Annotated in this window: 12 protein-coding genes, 1 tRNA gene and 1 pseudogene; 6 read left to right on the plus strand and 8 right to left on the minus strand. The window is 63.3% G+C overall.

Annotation, left to right across the window (positions count from 1 at the left end; genetic code table 11):
* Window positions 1–44 precede the first annotated feature (44 nt).
* Window positions 45–2,261 (minus strand): hypothetical protein, encoded by a 2,217-nt coding sequence (locus tag KNW02_RS10850; RefSeq protein WP_216033294.1) that lies wholly within the window; start codon window positions 2,259–2,261, stop codon window positions 45–47.
* 127 nt (window positions 2,262–2,388) lie between these two features.
* Complete coding sequence (locus KNW02_RS10855; RefSeq protein ID WP_216033295.1) at window positions 2,389–5,475, minus strand: hypothetical protein; 3,087 nt, start codon at window positions 5,473–5,475, stop codon at window positions 2,389–2,391.
* Between the two features lie 566 nt (window positions 5,476–6,041).
* Here KNW02_RS10855 and KNW02_RS10860 point away from each other — a divergent pair.
* Complete coding sequence (locus KNW02_RS10860; RefSeq protein ID WP_216033296.1) at window positions 6,042–6,758, plus strand: helix-turn-helix transcriptional regulator; 717 nt, start codon at window positions 6,042–6,044, stop codon at window positions 6,756–6,758.
* Complete coding sequence (locus KNW02_RS10865) at window positions 6,730–7,242, plus strand: hypothetical protein (protein WP_216033297.1); 513 nt, start codon at window positions 6,730–6,732, stop codon at window positions 7,240–7,242. Before KNW02_RS10860 ends, KNW02_RS10865 begins: the two co-directional genes overlap by 29 nt.
* A gap of 56 nt (window positions 7,243–7,298) precedes the next feature.
* Here the strand turns inward: KNW02_RS10865 and trpA are convergent, their stop codons facing one another.
* The gene (gene trpA / locus KNW02_RS10870; RefSeq protein WP_216033298.1) at window positions 7,299–8,096 is read right to left on the minus strand and encodes a tryptophan synthase subunit alpha; all 798 of its coding nucleotides are present in this window, start codon (window positions 8,094–8,096) and stop codon (window positions 7,299–7,301) included.
* Window positions 8,097–8,258: 162 nt separating this feature from the next.
* On the opposite strand from trpA, the gene ychF reads away from it, so the two are divergent.
* The 4 genes from ychF (at window position 8,259) to KNW02_RS10890 (ending at window position 10,513) form a co-directional block, all read left to right on the plus strand.
* Window positions 8,259–9,356, plus strand: a complete 1,098-nt coding sequence (ychF, locus tag KNW02_RS10875) for a redox-regulated ATPase YchF (RefSeq protein WP_216033299.1) — start codon at window positions 8,259–8,261, stop codon at window positions 9,354–9,356.
* A gap of 70 nt (window positions 9,357–9,426) precedes the next feature.
* A tRNA-Ser gene (locus KNW02_RS10880) sits at window positions 9,427–9,516 on the plus strand.
* Window positions 9,517–9,866: 350 nt separating this feature from the next.
* A complete protein-coding gene (locus tag KNW02_RS10885) occupies window positions 9,867–10,130 on the plus strand; it encodes a DUF6429 family protein (RefSeq protein ID WP_216033300.1) in 264 nt (87 codons plus the stop codon).
* Entirely contained in the window at window positions 10,127–10,513 is a 387-nt protein-coding gene (locus KNW02_RS10890; protein WP_216033301.1) for a hypothetical protein, read from the plus strand. Before KNW02_RS10885 ends, KNW02_RS10890 begins: the two co-directional genes overlap by 4 nt.
* A 46-nt stretch (window positions 10,514–10,559) precedes the next feature.
* On the opposite strand, the gene KNW02_RS10895 is transcribed toward KNW02_RS10890, so the two are convergent.
* From KNW02_RS10895 to KNW02_RS10915, 5 genes and pseudogenes are all read right to left on the minus strand, one after another.
* The gene (locus KNW02_RS10895) at window positions 10,560–13,352 is read right to left on the minus strand and encodes a BPTD_3080 family restriction endonuclease (protein WP_216033302.1); all 2,793 of its coding nucleotides are present in this window, start codon (window positions 13,350–13,352) and stop codon (window positions 10,560–10,562) included.
* A 4-nt stretch (window positions 13,353–13,356) separates the two neighbouring features.
* Window positions 13,357–16,494: a site-specific DNA-methyltransferase gene (locus tag KNW02_RS10900; RefSeq protein ID WP_216033303.1), complete on the minus strand. Its 3,138-nt coding sequence runs from the start codon at window positions 16,492–16,494 to the stop codon at window positions 13,357–13,359.
* Between the two features lie 73 nt (window positions 16,495–16,567).
* The gene (locus KNW02_RS10905) at window positions 16,568–16,930 is read right to left on the minus strand and encodes a hypothetical protein (protein ID WP_348524713.1); all 363 of its coding nucleotides are present in this window, start codon (window positions 16,928–16,930) and stop codon (window positions 16,568–16,570) included.
* 26 nt (window positions 16,931–16,956) lie between these two features.
* Window positions 16,957–18,279 (minus strand): recombinase family protein, encoded by a 1,323-nt coding sequence (locus KNW02_RS10910; protein WP_216033305.1) that lies wholly within the window; start codon window positions 18,277–18,279, stop codon window positions 16,957–16,959.
* 86 nt (window positions 18,280–18,365) lie between these two features.
* Window positions 18,366–18,812 (minus strand): annotated as a pseudogene (locus tag KNW02_RS10915) (DUF2924 domain-containing protein); the annotation flags it as partial.
* Window positions 18,813–18,850: the final 38 nt, after the last annotated feature.

The raw sequence follows: 18,850 nt of genomic DNA on the forward strand, positions 1-18,850 counted from the left end.
CTCAGCATGCAAATCCTTCACTATCTACTCCTCCGCGACGGAACTCAGCCGAGCGCCGTCTGCATCACATCCAGTTGCGACACGCCGTCATAGTCGATCATCGGCGCGATCCCGTCGCTGACTTCTGCAACCTCAAGAATACTGTCGGACAGGAAGGCCGCAACTGCCTCATTAGTCAGGTCGGTCATGGCGACGCCGGTCGGCGTGGCATCGGTATCGAAAAGTTCCGCCTGATGGATCAGCGCATCGTCATAGATCTGCCCACCGGCCATGATGGTCGAATCCATGCCCAGTTCGTTGACGCTGGTGATGTTGAGCAGCGCGTTCGAGCCGGCGATCACCTTCATCTCGGCATCGATCTTGTCGCGCAGCGCCTGCATTTCCAGCCTGATCTGGTCTGCATCGCCCATGACCGTGATCTGTTCGATGATGTTCATCTTGATCAGATCGCCGTCGATCTGAAGGGCGCGAAGCGCCTCCTTGCCGGCGAAAAGCGCATCCTGCGTCACGTCGCGGGCCAGTTCGTCGGCGCCGTTGGACAGATCCTCCGCGGTCTTGGCGAAGGATTGCTTCATGTCCTCGAACGTATCGATGCCGGTCGTCTTCACCGTTGCCTGGTTCAACAGCAGGTTGTCGCTCAGGGAAAGCGTGGGGGCTGCGTCCGACCCTGCGCCGGGACCCGCAGTCCCATCCGTTGCAGCGGCCGGTGTGACGCTGCCGGCTTCCGCCACGGCAGTCGCCCCGGTCACCACCTTGTCACTGTCGAACAGCACGTTCTTCTGGGTCACGACGGTTCCGTCCACCATGTCACCGGACACGAAGATGGCGTCGTAGAAATACCCGAATTCGTTCAGGACCGTCGTATTGACGATCTCGTTCTCGCCCGTTCCCAGGAAGGTGGCCGAGGCACTGAAGGTCATCTCGATCCGGTCGAAATCCGTGACGAAGGTGACCTGCTTTATCCAGTTGATCTGGATCAGGTCGGCTTCGACACGAACCACGAAGGACAGGCTGGGCAGCACATCCGTATTGACGGCCGGCGCGTCGGGATCGGCCGAGGATTCGGCCGTGATCGAGGCGATATTGTAGCCGACCGAGTCGGAACCGCTGACGGCGACACCGTCAACGCTGTCATGTTCGACCAGCACGTTGACCTGGTTGATGGCATCGAACCTGACCACATCGCCCTGCACGACGAAGACCGGTGCATCCAGCCACTTGGACGTGATCACGACCTCGTTGATCGCCATGTTGGCGCCGGCGACGACCTCGTGCCCGGGCTCCAACCCGTCCGGATCGGGCGCATCATCGCCGAAGTCCCGTTTGAAATCATGCTCGGCCAGAACCTTGACCGTGCCTTCGTCATCGGTGCCGCTGCTCTTGCGGACGATCGTCTTGCCGTCTTCGACCGCGTTCGGGCCTTCGCCCGCCCCGTCCTCGTCCTTACCGGCATTGGCGGCAGGCGCCTCGTCGTCGTCATCGGGTCGCATATAGGACGGCAGCAGATCCTTCCAGGCCGGGGCCTCATCCACCTTTTCGCCGTTCACGACGGTCCCGGCGGCATCCTCGCCGCGGAAAGTGGCCGTCTCCACCTCGCCGACGATGCCGTCGGCGGCAAGCTGTTCGGCGGAAATCTCCTCGGCCGAGTCAAACTGCTTGATGATCTTGTGCGAAAAACCCGCCCAGTCGCCATTGGTGGGCAACTCGGGCAGGTCAAGGCCGGACAGGGCATCGGCCTGCTGGGCAATCGCCTCGAGCTTGGCCTCAAGCTTGTCGGGGCTGGTGAACTTGGTGTTCAGCCCGTCGCGGAAAAGGTCGTTATCCGACAGCGTGGCGACCTGCACCGTCACGGTGACGATGCTGCCGGGCTGCGGAAAGGGAATGTCGATATCCGTCGGAGGCACGATGATGGTCACGGGGCCGGCCGGCGAGAAACCGGTGCCGTTCTCGGCCCATTCCATCTCGTCCGCGGTTTGCGAGGCGGCGATCCACACCTCGCCGTGATCATAGGCGCCCAGCCTCTGCGGAATTGGCAGCGGGGCGGATGCAAGACCTTCAGGCGTGTAAGCGAGGCCGGGATCATAGGGTTCAAGCTGATAGGGAGCCTGAATGCGGACACCCGCGGACTCGATCGGCTCGTCATCCTGCTCTTCGGCACGCTTCTGCTTGAACCGCAGATAGTCGTAGCGAAGCCGCAACTCCTCGATCAGCAGGTCGAAGACGCCGGCAAAATGAGCGATTTCAAGTGTTCTCGGGTCCATAGCCTTGCCTCACCAAAACGCTCTGGCCGCGAACGGGGCCGTTACCATCAGCGACCCGGACCTCGACGTGCCGCATCAACAAAAGCTCGGGGCCGCCTCCTGGGCGGCCCCGAACCGGGTTCCGAAGTTACGAGTCGTCTTCGCCAGCGTAGGTCGAGCTGAACGAGCCGCCGACGACGTTCATGTCGACGGTGTTGCCCAGCACGTTGGCGCCCATGACCACGTCCATGTTGAACGCGGACTGGTCGACGGCCGCAGCAGCCGAGGCATAGGACTCGCCGGTGACGATCCCGTCGTCGGCGTTGCCCGAACCCCAGCTTCCGGCGGTGCCGCCAGCGCCACCGGCGCCGTTGGTCGCCGTGCCGCCGGCGCCGCCCAGGACATCACCGTTGATGCCGTCGCCGCCGTTGGTCGCAGCGCCCATGGCCGCACCGCTGGCACCACCGGTCGCGGTGGTCAGCGAGTTGCCGGAAGCGCCACCGGTCGCCGCGGTGTCACCGGTCGCCATGCCGTCGGCCGTGGCCGAGCTGGTAGCGTCGCCGCTGCCGCCCGCACCGCCGGTCTGGGCCGTGTCGACATCCGTGGTGGACTGCGCCAGGGCCTCGGCCGCGATTTCCGACAGACCGCCATAGCCACCGTCACCATCGGCATAGCCGGTGTTGGTGCCTCCGGTCGCGGTCGAGTCGGTATCCGACCTCGCCCAGCCGCCGGCGCCACCGGTGCCGTCCGCAGTCGCGGTATCGGCGCTGTTCGCGGTACCGGTCGCGCTGCCATCGGCCGCACCACCTGCACCACCGGTCGCCGCCGCGTCCGACATGCCGGTGCCGGTGTTATCGGCATCGTTGTCGGCCCGGCCATAGGCGCCCGAACCGGAATCGGCGTCGGTGCGCGCGCTTCCGCTGTTGGTGGCGTCGTTGTCGGCCATACCGGTGCCGGTCGCGCCAGCGCCCGACTCCGAGTCGGTGCTGCCGGTGCCGGTGCTGTCGGCATCGTCATCGGTCTGACCGCTGGCCGCTCCGCCCGCACCCGAGTCGGTGTCGTTGCGGCTGGTGCCGTTGGTGCTGGCATCATCGTCGGTCGTGGCCATGCCGGCCCCGCCCGTACCCGAAGTGCCAGTGCCGGTGCCGGTGCCGGTGCCGGTATTGGTGTTCGGGCCGTTGGTCGCAGCGCCCGCGCCACCATCACCACTGGTGCCGGTGCCGGTGCCGGTACCCGTTCCGGTGCCGGTGTTCGGACCGTTCGACGAATCGGCCGCGCCACCATCACCACCGGTATTGGTGCCGGTGCCGGTTCCGGTGCCGGTGCCGTTCACGCTCGGCGAACCGCCGGTGCCAGCACCGCCATCGCCGGCCTCGGAAGAACCGCCGCCGCCGCCGCCGGATCCACCAGCTCCGCCGGTGTTGTCGCCGTCGGCGTCGTCAGCCACCGGATCGACTTCGACAAGCCGGTAGCTGCCGCCACCGGAACCCGCGTCACCCGCGTCGCCGCCATCTCCGCCGTCGCCGCCGTCGCCGCCGGTGTTGTGCGCATCGGTGTCGCCAGCTTCGCCATCGGCATCAGCGCCGGCAAGACCGCCACCAAGGCCGCCGCCCAGGGCACCCGAGTCACCGGTGTTGCCACCATCGGCATCGGAGTCGGCGTCGTTGTCGACTTCGCCTTCACCTTCGCCCTCGGCCTCTACGTCGCCCGAGTTGCCGGCATCGCTGTCAGCATCGCTGTCGGCGTCGTTCTCGACTTCGCCTTCGCCTTCGGCACGGGCATCGCCCGAATTTCCGCCGTCAGCATCAGCGTCGCTGTCGCTCTCGGCATCACCCTCGGTTTCGGCTTCGCCTTCGGCATCGCCACCGTTGCCGCCATCGGCATCGGCATCGCTGTCGGTTTCGGCTTCGGATTCGACATCGACATTGCCGTCGATATCGCCGCCATTGCCGCCTTCGCCATCGGCATTGCCGTCGGCATCGGCGTCGCCGTCATTGTCGGAGTCGGCATCGACGTCACCGCCATTGCCACCCTCGGCATCAGCCTCGGAGTCGCTGCGGGCATCGACTTCGTTGTCCGCATCGGCATCGGTGTCGCCGCTGTTGCCGCCATCCGAATCGTTGTCGGCATCGGCTTCGTTGTCGCCGTTGTTTTCGGCTTCACTGTCGGTGTCGCCGCCATTGCCGCCTTCGTCGTCGGATTCGGCTTCGGCCTCAACCTCGGACTCGGACTCGTTGGTCGAGCGCGAGTCGCCGCCATTGCCGCCTTCGCCGTCGACATCCGAGTCATTGTCGGAATCCGAGTCGGCTTCCACATCGGCGTCGTTGTCGCCACCGCTGCCGCCATCGCCTTCGGCGTCAGAGCTGGAATCGCCGCCTTCGGCATCGTTGCCCGAGGCCCGGGCGTCGCCGCCGCTGCCGCTGTCGCCGCCACTTGCCGTGGCGCCGCCGGCATCACCGCTGTCGACGTCGGAATCGGCATTGCCGCCATCGGCTTCACCGCCCCTGGCATCGCCGCCATTGCTTTCGGCGTCGCTGCCGCCTTCACCGCCATTCGAGTCGACGGCGATGCCTTCCTCGGCGCGGGCATAGCCGCCCTTGGCTTCGGCATCCTGCTTGAAGTCACCCGCATTCGAAACAACGGGATTGTTCAGATAGTCGTTGTCCTCAAGGACGTTCGACTGGCCATTCGAGATGGCCGCGTCATTGCCGCCGCCAAAGGTGTTGTTGTTCAGGATGTCGCCCATGGTCATGTCGTGACCCGGGTCGTAGTTCACATCGCCCTTGGCGATGATCACATCCTCGACCTTGCTGTCTTCCAGATCGAAATCGGCGAAGTCGTCATCGTTCGGCAGCGTGTCCAGCCCGACATCGACATTCACGTCGACATCGACATCGCTTTCGCTGCTGCTGTGGCTGTCACTGTCGGAATCGCTGTCGCTGTCCGAGTCGCTGTCAGCCTTGCTGTCGCTGTCGGAATCGCTGTCGCTGTCCGCGTCGCTGTCGGAATCGCTGTCGCTGGACGCCTTGGCTTTGCCATCCGCATCGGAATCGGCATCGGCGTCCGCATCAGCGTCCGCATCGGCATCTGCGTCAGCATCGGCATCCGCCTTGGCATAGTCCTTGTCGCCCTTGTGACCGCCGTCCCTGGTCACCTCGGGGGTTTCGACCTCATCCACGGGCACGGGATCCGTGGTGTCGAAGATGGAGTTGGAAATATTGCTACGCTTAGACATTGTTTCCTCACTTCGAAAAAACGCAGTCCGCTGTCCGCCAGTCATTCTAAAAGCGGCTTCAGCTCACTGCAGTGTTGAACCGTTTGATGGGCTTTCCGAACGCCACCAGCGCTCGGGGAAACTTCGCTGACTTTGTGGGCAGCCTCCTTTCCTTGTGATGCAACGATGAGCAAGCGCGCCGAGTGAGTGGCCAATCGACCCCAGTGGAGTCGAATCACGTTGCTCCGTTCACGGTTTTCACCGTCTCATGCGCAACCGCTTGGGCATATTCGGAAAATAAGTCAGCCCCGTTCGACTAGGTGTCAGCGCCGGGGGAGCACAACCTATTGGCGTTTCACATAATGCAAGTATTAATTATTATCTAATGAATACTGTTTTCTATATTTTCTCTGCCCAATAACCCTAGCCGGAGGCCTGATCGCCATACGGTTGTATCTGCGGCGATTCACGATGAAATGCTCGAAAATCCAAGCCGATCGGCTATACTGGATGGCGAGGGGATTAGTCCTTCTGGCTAGGGCGACCCCGGAGGAGAGTGTTAAGTTTGTATTTAGGAGACTTTTACCATGCGCCAGTCTGGCCTAGCCGTAAGCACCGCAACTGTCGCCGCCCGACAACCCCATGTCGCCTTAATCGGAACGTCGCTGCAGTTCTCTGACCAGATCCTCCGATTTCTCGGACAGGAATTCGAAGGTGTGCATTTCGATCGGATCGGCGACCCGCGGGATCTTCTGGATGGCGAGGTCCGTTCGGATGTCGTCGTCCTTCACGAAGCCGTCCCGTCGCTCGACACCCGGATCAGCGAGATCAGGGCGACCCTGCCCTCGGCCCTGATCGCCGTCGCCTGCAACGACTGCACGATCCTGCAACGGCTCAACCTGTCCCGGTTCTCACCGCCGATCAGCCCGCTGCAGATGAATGCGCAGATCGACATCTGGCTGGCGGTTCTGCGGCTTCTGCTGTCCGGACATGTCTGGGTTCCGGTCGCGATCGCGACGGAAGATGAACCGCGGGCTGCGGCGCCCGCCCTGCCGCAAGCGATCGAATCCCGCGCCGCATCGCTGCTGACCCGGCGAGAGATGGAAGTCCTGCCACTGCTTGCCCAAGGCAAGCAGAACAAGGTGATCGCCGCGGAACTCGATCTTTCCGAACACACGGTCAAGCTGCATATCCACAATATCTTTGCCAAGCTTGGCGTGTCCAACCGCACAGGCGCTGCCAACTGGTACCTGTCGCAGCTGGAGGACGGGGCGGATGTCGCTTCATCAGCCGCAACCGGATAGCCGCAGGACCTTCGACAGCTTCCTGCTGAAGGTCGGCCGGCTGAACTATACCTGGACCAACACCGAAAGCCTGCTGATCCATTTCATTGCGGGGCTTGCGGGTTGCGACAAGGAAACCGGGGTCATCATCTTCCTGACCCTCAACACCTCGCGCGCGAGGCTCGATCTGGTCGAGCGTCTCGCCAAGCTGCCCCGCGTGGCGGCGGAAGAGCGCGAGGCGGTCCTGGAACTGGCGCATGAGATGTCCAGCCTGTCGCGGCTGCGCAACCGATACAATCACTGCATCTATGCCTTCGATCCCGAAGGCGGCAACACCCGCTCGATCCTGATGCGCATCGCCGACCGGAAGAAGAACATCCGGGTCGGCGAGATGCACGAGATCGACGATGACGCCATTGCCGAGATCGATGACACGCTGAAACAGCTGGCCGACCTGAACATGCGCTTCTGGGCCGTCGCCCGCCGCTTTGGCTATCCGCTCTGACCCGCATGATGCCGGCGCCTTGGCCGGCATCATGATCTTCGGAAGGTCCGGTCCGGTCAGCCGCGATGCGCCCCGGCAGCCAGATCGCGCACATAGTCGAGAATTTCGCTGACCGGACGACCTTCGCCGATCAGCCTGACGATGGCGCTGCCGACCACGCAGCCGTCCGCCACCGAGGCAATTCTTTCGGCCGCCTCGGGGCTCGAGATGCCAAAGCCCACCACCACCGGCAGATTGGTCGCCTTGCGGATACGGGCGACTTCGGGGGCAACCTCGGCCGCATTGGCGGCGGGGCCGCCGGTGATGCCGGTCACGCTGACATAGTAGATGAAGCCGCTGGTGTTCCTTGCCACGGCGGGCAGCCGGCGATCATCGGTCGTGGGGGTGGCCAGGCGAATGAAGTTCAGTCCTGCTTTCCCGGCGGGAATGCACAGCTCGTCATCCTCTTCGGGCGGCAGATCGACGACGATCAGCCCGTCCACGCCCGCCTCTGCCGCATCCGCCAGAAACCGGGTCACGCCGCCGGCGCGGGCATAGATCGGGTTGTAATAGCCCATCAGCACGACCGGGGTCGTATCGTCCGTCTTGCGAAACTCGCGCAGCATGGCCAGGGTGCGCGTCACGCTGCCGCCCGCCGCCAGCGCCCGCTGGCCCGCGGCCTGGATGGTCGGGCCGTCGGCCATGGGATCGGTGAAAGGCAGGCCCAGTTCGATGATATCGACCCCGACCCCAGGCAGGCCACGCATGATCTGCAGCGACGTCGCCTCATCGGGATCGGAAGCCATCATATAGGCGACAAAGGCCTTGCGGTTGGACCTGGCCAGCGCGGCGAAGGTGGTATCGATCCGTGTCATGCGTTTACTCCGGGCAGAACCGTGCCGGTCTAACCGGAAAGCCCCGGACAGTTCAATCTCCCACCGCCCGGGCGACGGCCGCGATCCCCGCCGGGTCGACGGCTTGCGCCGGGATCGGGCGATGCTTAGAAGCGGCCCAGTCATTCGCAAGAGGAACGGATCATGGGCTTTCGCATGGGAATTGTCGGGCTGCCGAATGTCGGCAAGTCGACGCTGTTCAACGCGCTGACCAGAACGGCCGCGGCCCAGGCGGCCAATTTTCCCTTCTGCACGATCGAGCCGAATGTTGGCGAAGTTGCGGTGCCCGATCCGCGCCTCGACCGGCTGGCCGCCATCGCCGGCTCGAAGCAGATCATCCCGACCCGGATCACCTTCGTCGACATCGCCGGGCTGGTGAAGGGCGCCTCGAAGGGCGAAGGGCTGGGCAACCAGTTCCTCGCCAATATCCGCGAGGTCGATGCCATCGCCCATGTGCTGCGCTGCTTCGAGGACGGCGATGTCACCCATGTCGAGGGCCGCGTCGACCCCCTTGCCGATGCCGAGGTGATCGAGACCGAGCTGATGATCGCCGACATGGAGTCGATCGAGCGCCGGCTGGCCGGGCTTCAGCGCAAGCTGAAAGGGGGCGACAAGGAGGCCGTGACGCAAGAGCGCCTACTGAAAACCGCGCTGGCTGCGCTTGAATCGGGCCAGCCGGCCCGCAGCGTCGCCGTGGCCGAGGAGGACGCGAAAGCCTGGAAGATGCTACAGCTTCTGACCGCAAAGCCCGTGCTCTATGTCTGCAACGTGGCCGAGGACGAGGCCGCTTCGGGCAATGACCGGACGGCCAGCGTCGCCGGGATGGCCCTTGCGCAAGGCGCCGGCCATGTGGTGATCTCGGCCCGGATCGAGGAAGAGATCAGCCAACTCGACCCCGAGGAAGCGCAGATGTTCCTGTCCGAAATGGGGCTGGACGAGGCGGGTCTGGACCGGCTGATCCGGGCCGGCTACGACCTTCTTGGCCTGCAGACCTATTTCACGGTCGGCCCCAAGGAGGCGCGCGCCTGGACCATCCGCAAGGGCACGCTGGCGCCGCAGGCGGCGGGCGAGATCCATGGCGATTTCGAGAAGGGCTTCATCCGCGCCGAGACCATCGCCTATGACGACTATGTGTCGGGTAATGGCGAGGCCGGAGCCCGCGAAGCCGGCAAGCTGCGCGTCGAGGGCAAGACCTACGAGGTCAAGGACGGCGACGTGCTGCATTTCCTTTTCAACACCTGACCCGATGCCCTTGTCGCGCCGCCGCAAAACCCGCTTGCACCCTCCCGCCAGCCCGTTTAGACGGATCGGCGGAGACGTGGCCGAGTGGTCGAAGGCGCTCCCCTGCTAAGGGAGTAGACGGGAAACCGTCTCGAGGGTTCGAATCCCTTCGTCTCCGCCACTTGCCCCCGCGAAAGCGTTCTCCCCATCCGGCTGCGGCCGGATTTTTCCGTTGTTTTCGAGGGTTATGCGGGAGGGGCTTTGCACCGGCGTCCTCGCCACAGCAGCCGGACACTTTTTCTGAGGCCCCATATTCTCCGGACCTCTCGACTGCGCCCATTCAGTGTAGAGCCCGTAACCAGTTGAAAGTATAGGGACATTTTCCCGCGCCACCTAAACACTTCGACGCCAGTGGCGCTTGTGGAAAGGAACAGAAATCCAACCCGTTCTTCCCCCATACAGCCTCGCAAATCCCTTCCGGCATTGAGAATTTCCGGCGACGCGGCATCCTATCGGTGAAGGAGGCCATACATGACGGAACCGGACCTCGACACCGACAAGCTCGACGACGCGGCGCTGGCGATCCTCAGCCTGACGCTGCATGACGGCAATCGCGTCTGGAAAGGGATCGACTGGTCGATTACCGACCGGCTGCACGCCAAGGGGCTGATCTACGATCCCATCGGCAAGGCGAAATCGCTCGCCCTGACAGAAGATGGACTGGCGCGAGCCGAAGCGGCTCTCGTCGAGTTGTTCGTGAAGCGGTCGGACGATCCAAAGAGGTCGGAACAATGAAACCGGCCGACGAGGAGCGCATCGCCGCCCGGCTGGCGAAACTGATGGCGATGATCTGTGTGCGCAACACGGGGATCGAGGAATTGCACGCGGGGACCGTCCCGGTCACCCACACGGGCGACTGTTCGGACGTGTTCATCACCGATGCCGACGGCCGCCAGATTCCATGGTCTGACGCGTCCCATCTCGACGACGACCAGATGCGAAGCCTGATGCGGCAGATCGTCGACCGGCTCTACACCTTTCACCTCAAGGCTAACGATCCGGGGTTCCGAGACCACCTCGACCGTTGGCTTGCCGTCGCCGAACGATGGGACGAGCCGAAGCTGGATGAGACCTTCCTTGCGACCATCTCCCGCGGGGAAGCCAAACTGCCGAGATAGCCATTTTCGGTCAGTTCAGGCTTCGACGGAGGGTCGCCGGATCCCATTATGCAACGGGTTCCACAACGGCCGAGTGCTTCGTGACAATGTCCTGAATTTCCGCGGGCTTGAACGCGACGTCACATGCCCAGTGGCCGAAGCCGCCCGCCGCGTTGACCGCCTTCACCCACTCGTTCATTGCGTCCCGCTTGGCCTTGTTCTGGGGGCTGTCGGTACCCTTGATCTCAAGCGCCAGAATGGTGCCGCTGGCAAGGCGCACGAGGAAATCCGGAATATACCGGCGCCGTGAACCGGCCCACATGTAGTAGATCTGGAAGCCCAGATGATCGTTTTTGGCATAGGCGATGACGTCTTCACGCTTCTCGAAGATGTTCGCTGCATGTCCCTCCCAGGATGAATCCCCGACCAGGTGGCTGATATGCGACTTGCCGGTCGGAAAGCACGGCTTGGTGGTGTACCAGGTCCGCATCTGGCCGGTGGCGCCGATCGGGTTTTCCTCGTCGAACACCGGCGTCAGACGCTCCGTGTTCTGCTCGGTCACGCTGTTCAGTACATGCTGGACCACAAGATCGATGTTGAGCGCGATCAGAATCCGCCGCCGAAGCGGGTCGGAGTGGAACAGCGACGGGATGTCGAGGCGGTCGGAGTTGAGGAACGCCTCGACGATCCTGACCAGCTGCGCCGCGAGATACTCGTGGCTACCCGAAAAACCGTGGCTGAGTTCGGCGAAGGCCTTCCGTGCTGCCTGAAAGACGAGACGTTGCAGGCGGAAGCCGTCTGGCAGCTTCTCGAGGTCGATCGCTGTCACCTTGCCCATATCGGTCGCGCCGCCGAGCGCAGGAGCCAATTCCGCGCTGATTGGCGTGCTGGCAGGGTCGAGCACGAGCGGCGTTACTTTGCCCCAGTCCATGGTCAGCTGCGGTCTCACGACCGTTTCAACCCGCAGCACGTTCGGCCAGCGAAGCTCCAGATGAGCCCGCTCGGGCAGGACTTCGATCTGGGTGGTCGGCTTCGGCGGCGGCGGAGCTTCCCCGCCTTCGCCTGTTTCCGAAATGGAAAGCGGCACACCGAAGACATTGACGTATTCGGGCAGGAACAGGCCATTCTCGTCCGTGTCATAGGACACCCGACGTAATCCGCGCCCAACAACCTGTTCACAGAGCAGCTGGGATGTGAAGGCCCGGAGCCCCATGATGTGCGTGACGTTCTTGGCGTCCCATCCCTCCGACAGCATCGCGACCGATATGACGTTCTGCAGATCCTGTCCGGCCGCTCCTCGCTTCCCGACGTTGTCCACGATCTCACGCAGCAGTTCTTCCTTCTTCAGGCCGCGGAACTGCTGGCGGCGGGTCTCGGGGATGGTTGCAGCGTCGATGATTGCCTTCAGCCGCGCCTCGTAATCCTTGTCGGAGGTCGCGGTCTCGCCGATCTCGGCCTTCTCCAGCACCTTGGAATCGACCCGGAGCGTTCGGGTCGGTGCGTGCAATTCTGGCCAGTGCGCATCGCCCTTGTTGAAATAGGTCTCTATGCGGGCTGCGGTTTCGGTGCGGTTGCAGACCGTCAGCATGACCGGCGGGGAATGATGCCCGGCCTCCTGCCATTGCGCCCGGGTTTCCCGCCAGTCGGCGCCGAGCAGCGTATAGGCGTCCTGGACCAGCTTTGGCAGCGCCTCATGCGCTTCGGCCTTGCGGTTCAGGTCTTCGGAAACGGTCGGGTCGCGGTAGATGTGGTAGAGCTTTGAACGCAGCGTCTTCGCATCCGGAACCGCATCGTCGCGGACGACCACGCGCGGTGTCTTCACCAGCCCGGCCTCGATCGCGTCGTTCAGGCCGAAATCCGAGATGATCCAGTCGAACAACGCCGTGTCGGTGCTCTTCTTGCCAGTCGGCGCGAAAGGCGTGGCCGAGAGGTCGAAGCAGCGCTGGATGCGCCGGGTTTTGTGGATGCGGTCGAGGCCTTCGATCCAGCGCGTCGCCTCGTCGAGGTCGATGCCATGCTCCTCGGCATGCTTCTTGCTGATCTTCACCTCGGGCGGTTTGCGATAGGCGTGGTGCGCCTCGTCGTTGATGACGATGATATCCTTGTGCGCCGCCAGCTTGCCCAGCACCCGCCGCGTGAAGGCCTCGTCGGACTCGCGCCCCTTCTTCACCACCGAACGGTCCGCTTCCTTCAGCGGCATCAGCGTGTGCCAGTTCTCGATCAGCACCTCGGCCTGGTTCAGCTTCTGGCGCAGGGCCTCGGACGGGCACAGGTTGAACTCGTCGTAGTAGCTGCCCTCGCTGGGCAGCAGCACCTGCAGCCGTTCCTTCACGGTCAGCCCCGGTGCCACGATGAACACGGCGCGGCTGAAATCCTTGTTCCGCTTCGGATAGGTCAGCGCGTTCAGCACCTGCCAGGTGATGATCATCGCCATCACCGTGGTCTTGCCCGCGCCCGTCGCCATCTTGTTGCAGAGCCGCTCCCACACCCCGCCATCGCCGGGGATCGCGATGCCCTGCTTGTAGGCCTCGGCACCTTCGACCCACCAGATCAGCGTCTCGATGGCCTCGAGCTGGCAGAAGTAGAACGGATGCTGCCGCGCCTCGCGGTCGTGCCAGTGCTCCAAGAGCTTGCGGGTGACGATGGTCACGCCGGGCCAACCGTCGGCGCGCCATTGATCCACGCGGGTGCGGATCGTGTTCACCAGATCCAGCACCTCGGTGCGCTTGGTGTTGTTGCGCGCGTCAAAGACCTCGTAGCTCGCCGGCCGCCGTTCGGGCTTGATCTCCAGCTTGCCGCCCTTGGCTTCGACCCAATGCTGGCCTGGGCAGACGAAGGGCGAATTGATGATGAGGGACATGGGCTTATCCCTCCAGCGACATGATCTTGAGCGACTCGATCCCGCGGTCGTCCACGATCTTGACCGCGATGCGCCGGTTCTCGCCCGCCTCGAAGGGCAGCGAGACGGTTCCGTGGAACTGTTCCAGCAGATCCTCGTCCAGCTCTGCCCGCACCGTCTTGCGCAGGCGGTTCCAGCCGCCCTTGGCATCCGCCATCGGGAAGAACACCTGATGCGGCATCAGCGAGCGGTTGTCGTAATCCACATCTAGCGACCACATGGCGATCTGCTTGGTGCCGCCCGAGATCAGATCGCCTTTGCGCGGATCGAAATAGTCGAAGCCGTTGACCTGAACCTCCCACAACCCGTCTTTGCGCTTGCGCAGGTCCACATCGGGTTGGCCCATCAGCCAGAACGACTGGTTGGAACTTCGGCCCTTCTTCAGATCCTCTGTCAAAAGGTCGGTGTTCATCTGCGCCTTGAGCAGCGTCACGCCCGGCCAGTTCACCTCGTCGATGTCCTTCGCGGCCTCCGGGTCGAAGGTGAAGGCGCAGAACAGGATGAATTTCGGCGATGGGCGTAGGGTCTCAGCCTCGGTCAGCGCCAGTTCCACCTGCCGCTGCTCCAGCGCCGCGTGCTCGGGGCCGAAGCTGACGACGACGCGTTCGCCCGTCTCGGCCAGAGATCCGCTGGCGTGGACGTGCTTCAGCCCCGGCAGCGTCTCGAACTCGGCGAAGCGCAGCATGGCGCCGCCCTTGCCGCGCACGCCGGTCTTCAAGAGTTCGTCGCGCCACAACGCCTGGCGCGAGGTCTCGCCGGAGCGGGCGACGGTCTCGTTGGCCTCTTGCTGCGGGATACTGTCGTCCAGCGACAGGACGGTCGGCGCCGGCACGGCTTCCACTGAAAATGGCCCGCAGATGCGCAGCTTGGATTTGTCGATGCGCGGCTTGTCGTAAAGCGTCTCCTGCTCGGCATGGTCGACGATGGACTGGTCCATGCGACGCAGCATCGCCTGCCGGACAGCGTGGAAGCCGTCGAAGGACGCGCGGGCGACCTCGGGCCAGTCGTCGGGCCAGTCGAAGGGCACCTCCCATTCGTGCAGGGTGTCGCCTTTGGCGAAGTCCACCGGCTTACCCTTGCGCACGCCTTGGCCCGGCTTGAGCGGCTTTGGTGGGGTGGCGGCCAGCGCACTGGTCAGATCGGCCAGCGCCGCGGCAATCTTGGGGTGGTCCTCGTCATATATCTTGTCGATGTCCGTATTGCTGCCAATCGACCCAAGGCTTATGCGCTTTGCAGTTTCATAATCAAAGCCGCCCTTCAATCCTTCGTGTGGGTATTTTAGAATGTAATAGTCAAAGCTGGCAGTCATCAATCGCTGCTTTGCGAGCGTGACGGCGATACGTGAGGTGTCGCAAGTGATCCAGCGACGCCCCCATTTTTCAGCTGTAAACGCTGTAGTTCCGGAGCCACAGGTAATATCTAAAACCAGATCACTCGGATCAGTCGCCATCAATATGCATCGCTCTACAATGCGTGTGTTGGTTTCGACGACGTATTGCATGTTGGATGCACCGCCAAACCCGAGCCAAACTGAGTGAAACACCTTGTATTCAAAGTCGGTCGCAAATTTCTTCAAGCGAAGCGATGTAGTTTTCGGAATGATCCGTCCAGCTTTCGCTGCACGATCAAGTCCTTCGATCGGCACTTTCCAATGCTCATTCGCACCGCACGGCCAGCTCTTTCCCATGAAATTGTATGGGCAGGTCGTCGTAGTTCTGAAGCCATCCGATTTCAGCGGGTCTTCAGAAAAGTCGCTGTCCATATCCGGCTTCTTTTCATAGAGGGTCCGGTACTTTAGGTGATCTTTGTTCTTCGCGTAAAACAACAGGATGTCGCACACCTTTCCAAGGTGGCTGCCAGTCACAGATCCTGTTTTCGAGAATGATATCTGCGAGACAAAATTCGTTACGCCGAATACTTCGTCCAGCACTCCCCTGACCAAATGCACGTTCTCATCAGATATCTGAACGAAGACCGATCCACTGTCGTTCAGTAGCTCTCTTGCCAATATTAATCGGTCACGCAGATAGGTGAGGTAGGAATGGATGCCGAGTTCCCAAGTGTCTCGAAACGCTTTGATCATCTCGGGTTCTTGGTTGAGGTCCTCATCCTTATCCGAGTCAGCCAGCTTTCTTTTGTTCGTGAAGGGCTGAAAATTCGACCCGTATTTGATGCCGTAGGGCGGGTCGATGTAGATCATCTGGACCTTGCCGCCCATGCTCTCCTTGGTCAGCAGCGAGTTCATCACCAGCAAGCTGTCGCCCGCCACAAGCCGGTTCGACCAGCCCTTTTCGTGGTGGTAGAAATCCAGCGCCTGGCGCAGCGGCAGGTTCTCGAACGGCGCCGCGAACAGGTCTGGCTGCCGCCATTGCGTGGCAGGTTCCTTGCCCTTCAGCCGCTTGGCCGCATTGGCGAGGATCGTCGCCGGGTCCACCCGTTCGTGCACATGCAGCGAGACGGTATCGACCTCGACGCTGGTCCGCTCCGCCTTGCCCGTCCAGTTCAGATAGGGCGCCTGCAGCCGCTTCAGCTCCTGCAGCGCGTCCTTCATCCGTTCGGGGTCGCCCGAGGCCAGCGCCTCGTCGATCAGCCGTTCGATCCCCGCCCGCGCAGAGTCGAAGTTTAGCACCGGGTCGAGATGCGGGTCGTAGGCCCAGACCGTCTTGTCCCCATCAGGATCGGTGCCGGCATGGACCATCCCAACCTCGGGGTTGTTCACCCGCGTCTCGCCATGGCGGTAGGACAGCACCTGCACCGGCCCATCCGGCCTGCGCGCGGCCTTCTTCCCGACCTTGGCCCGCGGCTTTCGCGGCGCGGCCTCTTCGGTGTGGGTCAGTTCGAACCCGTCGTCCTCGTCGCCCTCATCCTCATCCAGGTCGTCATCCTCATCGCCCAGATCGTCGGTAACGCGGAAGATCGACCCGCCACGCCCCTTGCCACGCCCCAGCACGCCCTCATCGATCAGCGCATCGCGCGCGGCGATGTAGTCGTCTTCGGCAAGGTCCGGCATGTGCTCGCGCAGCAGCGCCAGCATGGCCCCGTTACCGATGGTGGAACCGTCTTCGGGTGAAAGGGTCAGGATCAGGTTGGAAATGTCGGACATGCGGCGCAGAAACTCACGAAAAGGTCTTGTTTTAAATTACCTATCGCGCCGGTTGCCATTTTGCACGCGGGAATCAGTTAACGTCGGACCAGAGCCTGTGCTGCTCTTTCCAGTCGGCCGGGAACGGGTCCATCAAATTGGCGAGCGTAATATGCGCGGGCTGATGGCCGTCCATCACGGCATCGACAAGTTCCGGGGAAAGGAGCGACAACCGCATCAGCCGCGCCATGTAGGTGAAGGCGATCCCTTCCTTCTCGGCCAGCTCGGAAATCGACGCGAACTCGCCCGACTCCAGCATCCGCTTCCAGCGGAACGCACGCGCCAGCGCCTTGACCAGCGTGTTGTCCGGCTTTCTTGCTTGTGCGGCGCCTTCCGGCAGCACCATCTCCTTCCGCCCGCCGCGCTTCACGACGCGGAACGGGACATGGATGGTCATGGTGTCGGGGACCGACGTATTCCGAGTCATGCGGCTGCTCCTGCATCTGCGGTGATTTCACGCGCCAGCGCCGCCAGTCCGTCCGTGCGCAGGCGGACGTTGAGGCCGCTGATGCCGATATCGACCCGTTCGACCAGCAGCGCCACGATGCGCGCCTGCTCAGCGGGGAACAACTCGTCCCACAGCGGATCGAGCTGCTGCAGGGCCGCGCGGGCGTCGGCCTCAGAGATGTCGTCGGCGTGGGCACGCGCCGCCTTCCACGTCCCCGCGACCACCTCGGGCTGGCGGAACACGGCGCGGAGCTGGTCGATGACCGCGGCCTCGATCTCGCCCGCTTGCACGCGACCAACCGGGCAAGCTCCTGCCCCGTGCTTAAGCACTGTCTGGCTGACATAGTAGCGGTACAGCCGGTCGCCTTTACGCGTGTGTGTCGGTGAGAACGCGGCGCCATCGGGTCCGAACAACAGGCCCTTCAGCAGTGCGGGTGTGTCGGCGCGCGTGCGCGCAGCGCGTTTGCGGGGGCTTTCCTCCAGGATGGCATGGACGCGGTCCCACGTCGCGCGGTCGATGATGGCTTCGTGCTCGCCGGGATAGCTCTCTCCCTTGTGCACCGCCTCGCCGATATAGGCGCGGTTGTTCAGCATCCGATACAGGTACTTCTTGTCGATCCGGTTGCCGCGCGGCGTGCGGATGCCGCGCTTCGCAACCTCACGCGCCAGTTCCGTGCCCGAGCCGATCTCGAGGAAGCGGGCGAAGATCCAGCGGACATGCGCGGCGGCTTCTTCGTCGACCACCAGCTTCCGGTTCTCGACGCGATATCCGTAGGGCGGGACGCCGCCCATCCACATCCCCTTCTTGCGGCTGGCGGCGACCTTGTCGCGGATCCGCTCGGCCGTCACCTCGCGCTCGAACTGGGCGAAGGACAGCAGGATGTTCAGCGTCAGCCTGCCCATCGACGTGGTCGTGTTGAACGATTGCGTGACCGAGACGAAGGTCACGCCGTTGCGGTCGAACACCTCGACCAGCTTGGCGAAGTCGGCGAGCGAGCGGCTGAGACGGTCGATCTTGTAGACGACGACCACGTCGACCAGCCCGTCCTCGATATCCTCCAGAAGCCGCTTCAGGCCCGGGCGTTCGAGCGTGCCGCCGGAGATGCCGCCGTCGTCATACTGATCGCGGACCAGCACCCAGCCTTCGGATCGCTGGCTGGCGATGTAGGCTTCGCAGGCCTCGCGCTGGGCGTGGAGCGAGTTGAACTCCTGTTCCAGCCCTTCCTCGGAGGATTTCCGCGTGTAGATCGCGCACCGGAGCTTGCGGACGAGTTTCGATTTATCGGGTGGCTTCGTCATGTTCGGCCCTCCGCTTGCGCTCCGGGCGTTCGCGGCTGCGAACGATCCACTGGATCGTCCGCTGGCCCGCGGCCACCTCCACTCACCCCACGATGGTTCTTGAGCCCGAAGAACACCCAGCCGTTCCAGCGCGTGCCGGTGATGGCGCGGGCGATGGCGGACAGCGACTTGTAGGGTCGTCCCTGCCATTTGAATCCGTCGGCGGTGACGGTGACGATCTGTTCGACGCCCTGCCACTCGCGCAGCAGCCGCGTGCCGGTGATGGGACGACCGCGGTCGGCACGAATGCTGCGCTTCTTCCGATCGCCCCCGTCCAGTTCCTCGCCGAGCCGCTCCAGCCGCCGGATGGTCTCGGGCTTCAGTCCGCCATAGGCGAGTTCCTGGATGCGATAGGCGATGCGGCTTTCGAGATAGCGCCGGTTGAATGGCGGCGGTTCGCTGTCGAACAACTCGCGCCACTGTTTCTTCAGGTCGGGCGTCGGCGTGGTCTTGAGTGCGGCCAGGCGCGCGGGGATGGGATCGGGCTTGTTCATGCATTTCTCCGGTGAGTTGGAGTTGCATGACGGCATTG

The organism is Paracoccus marinaquae (genome assembly GCF_018860165.1).
Classification (GTDB): Bacteria; Pseudomonadota; Alphaproteobacteria; order Rhodobacterales; family Rhodobacteraceae; genus Paracoccus; species Paracoccus marinaquae.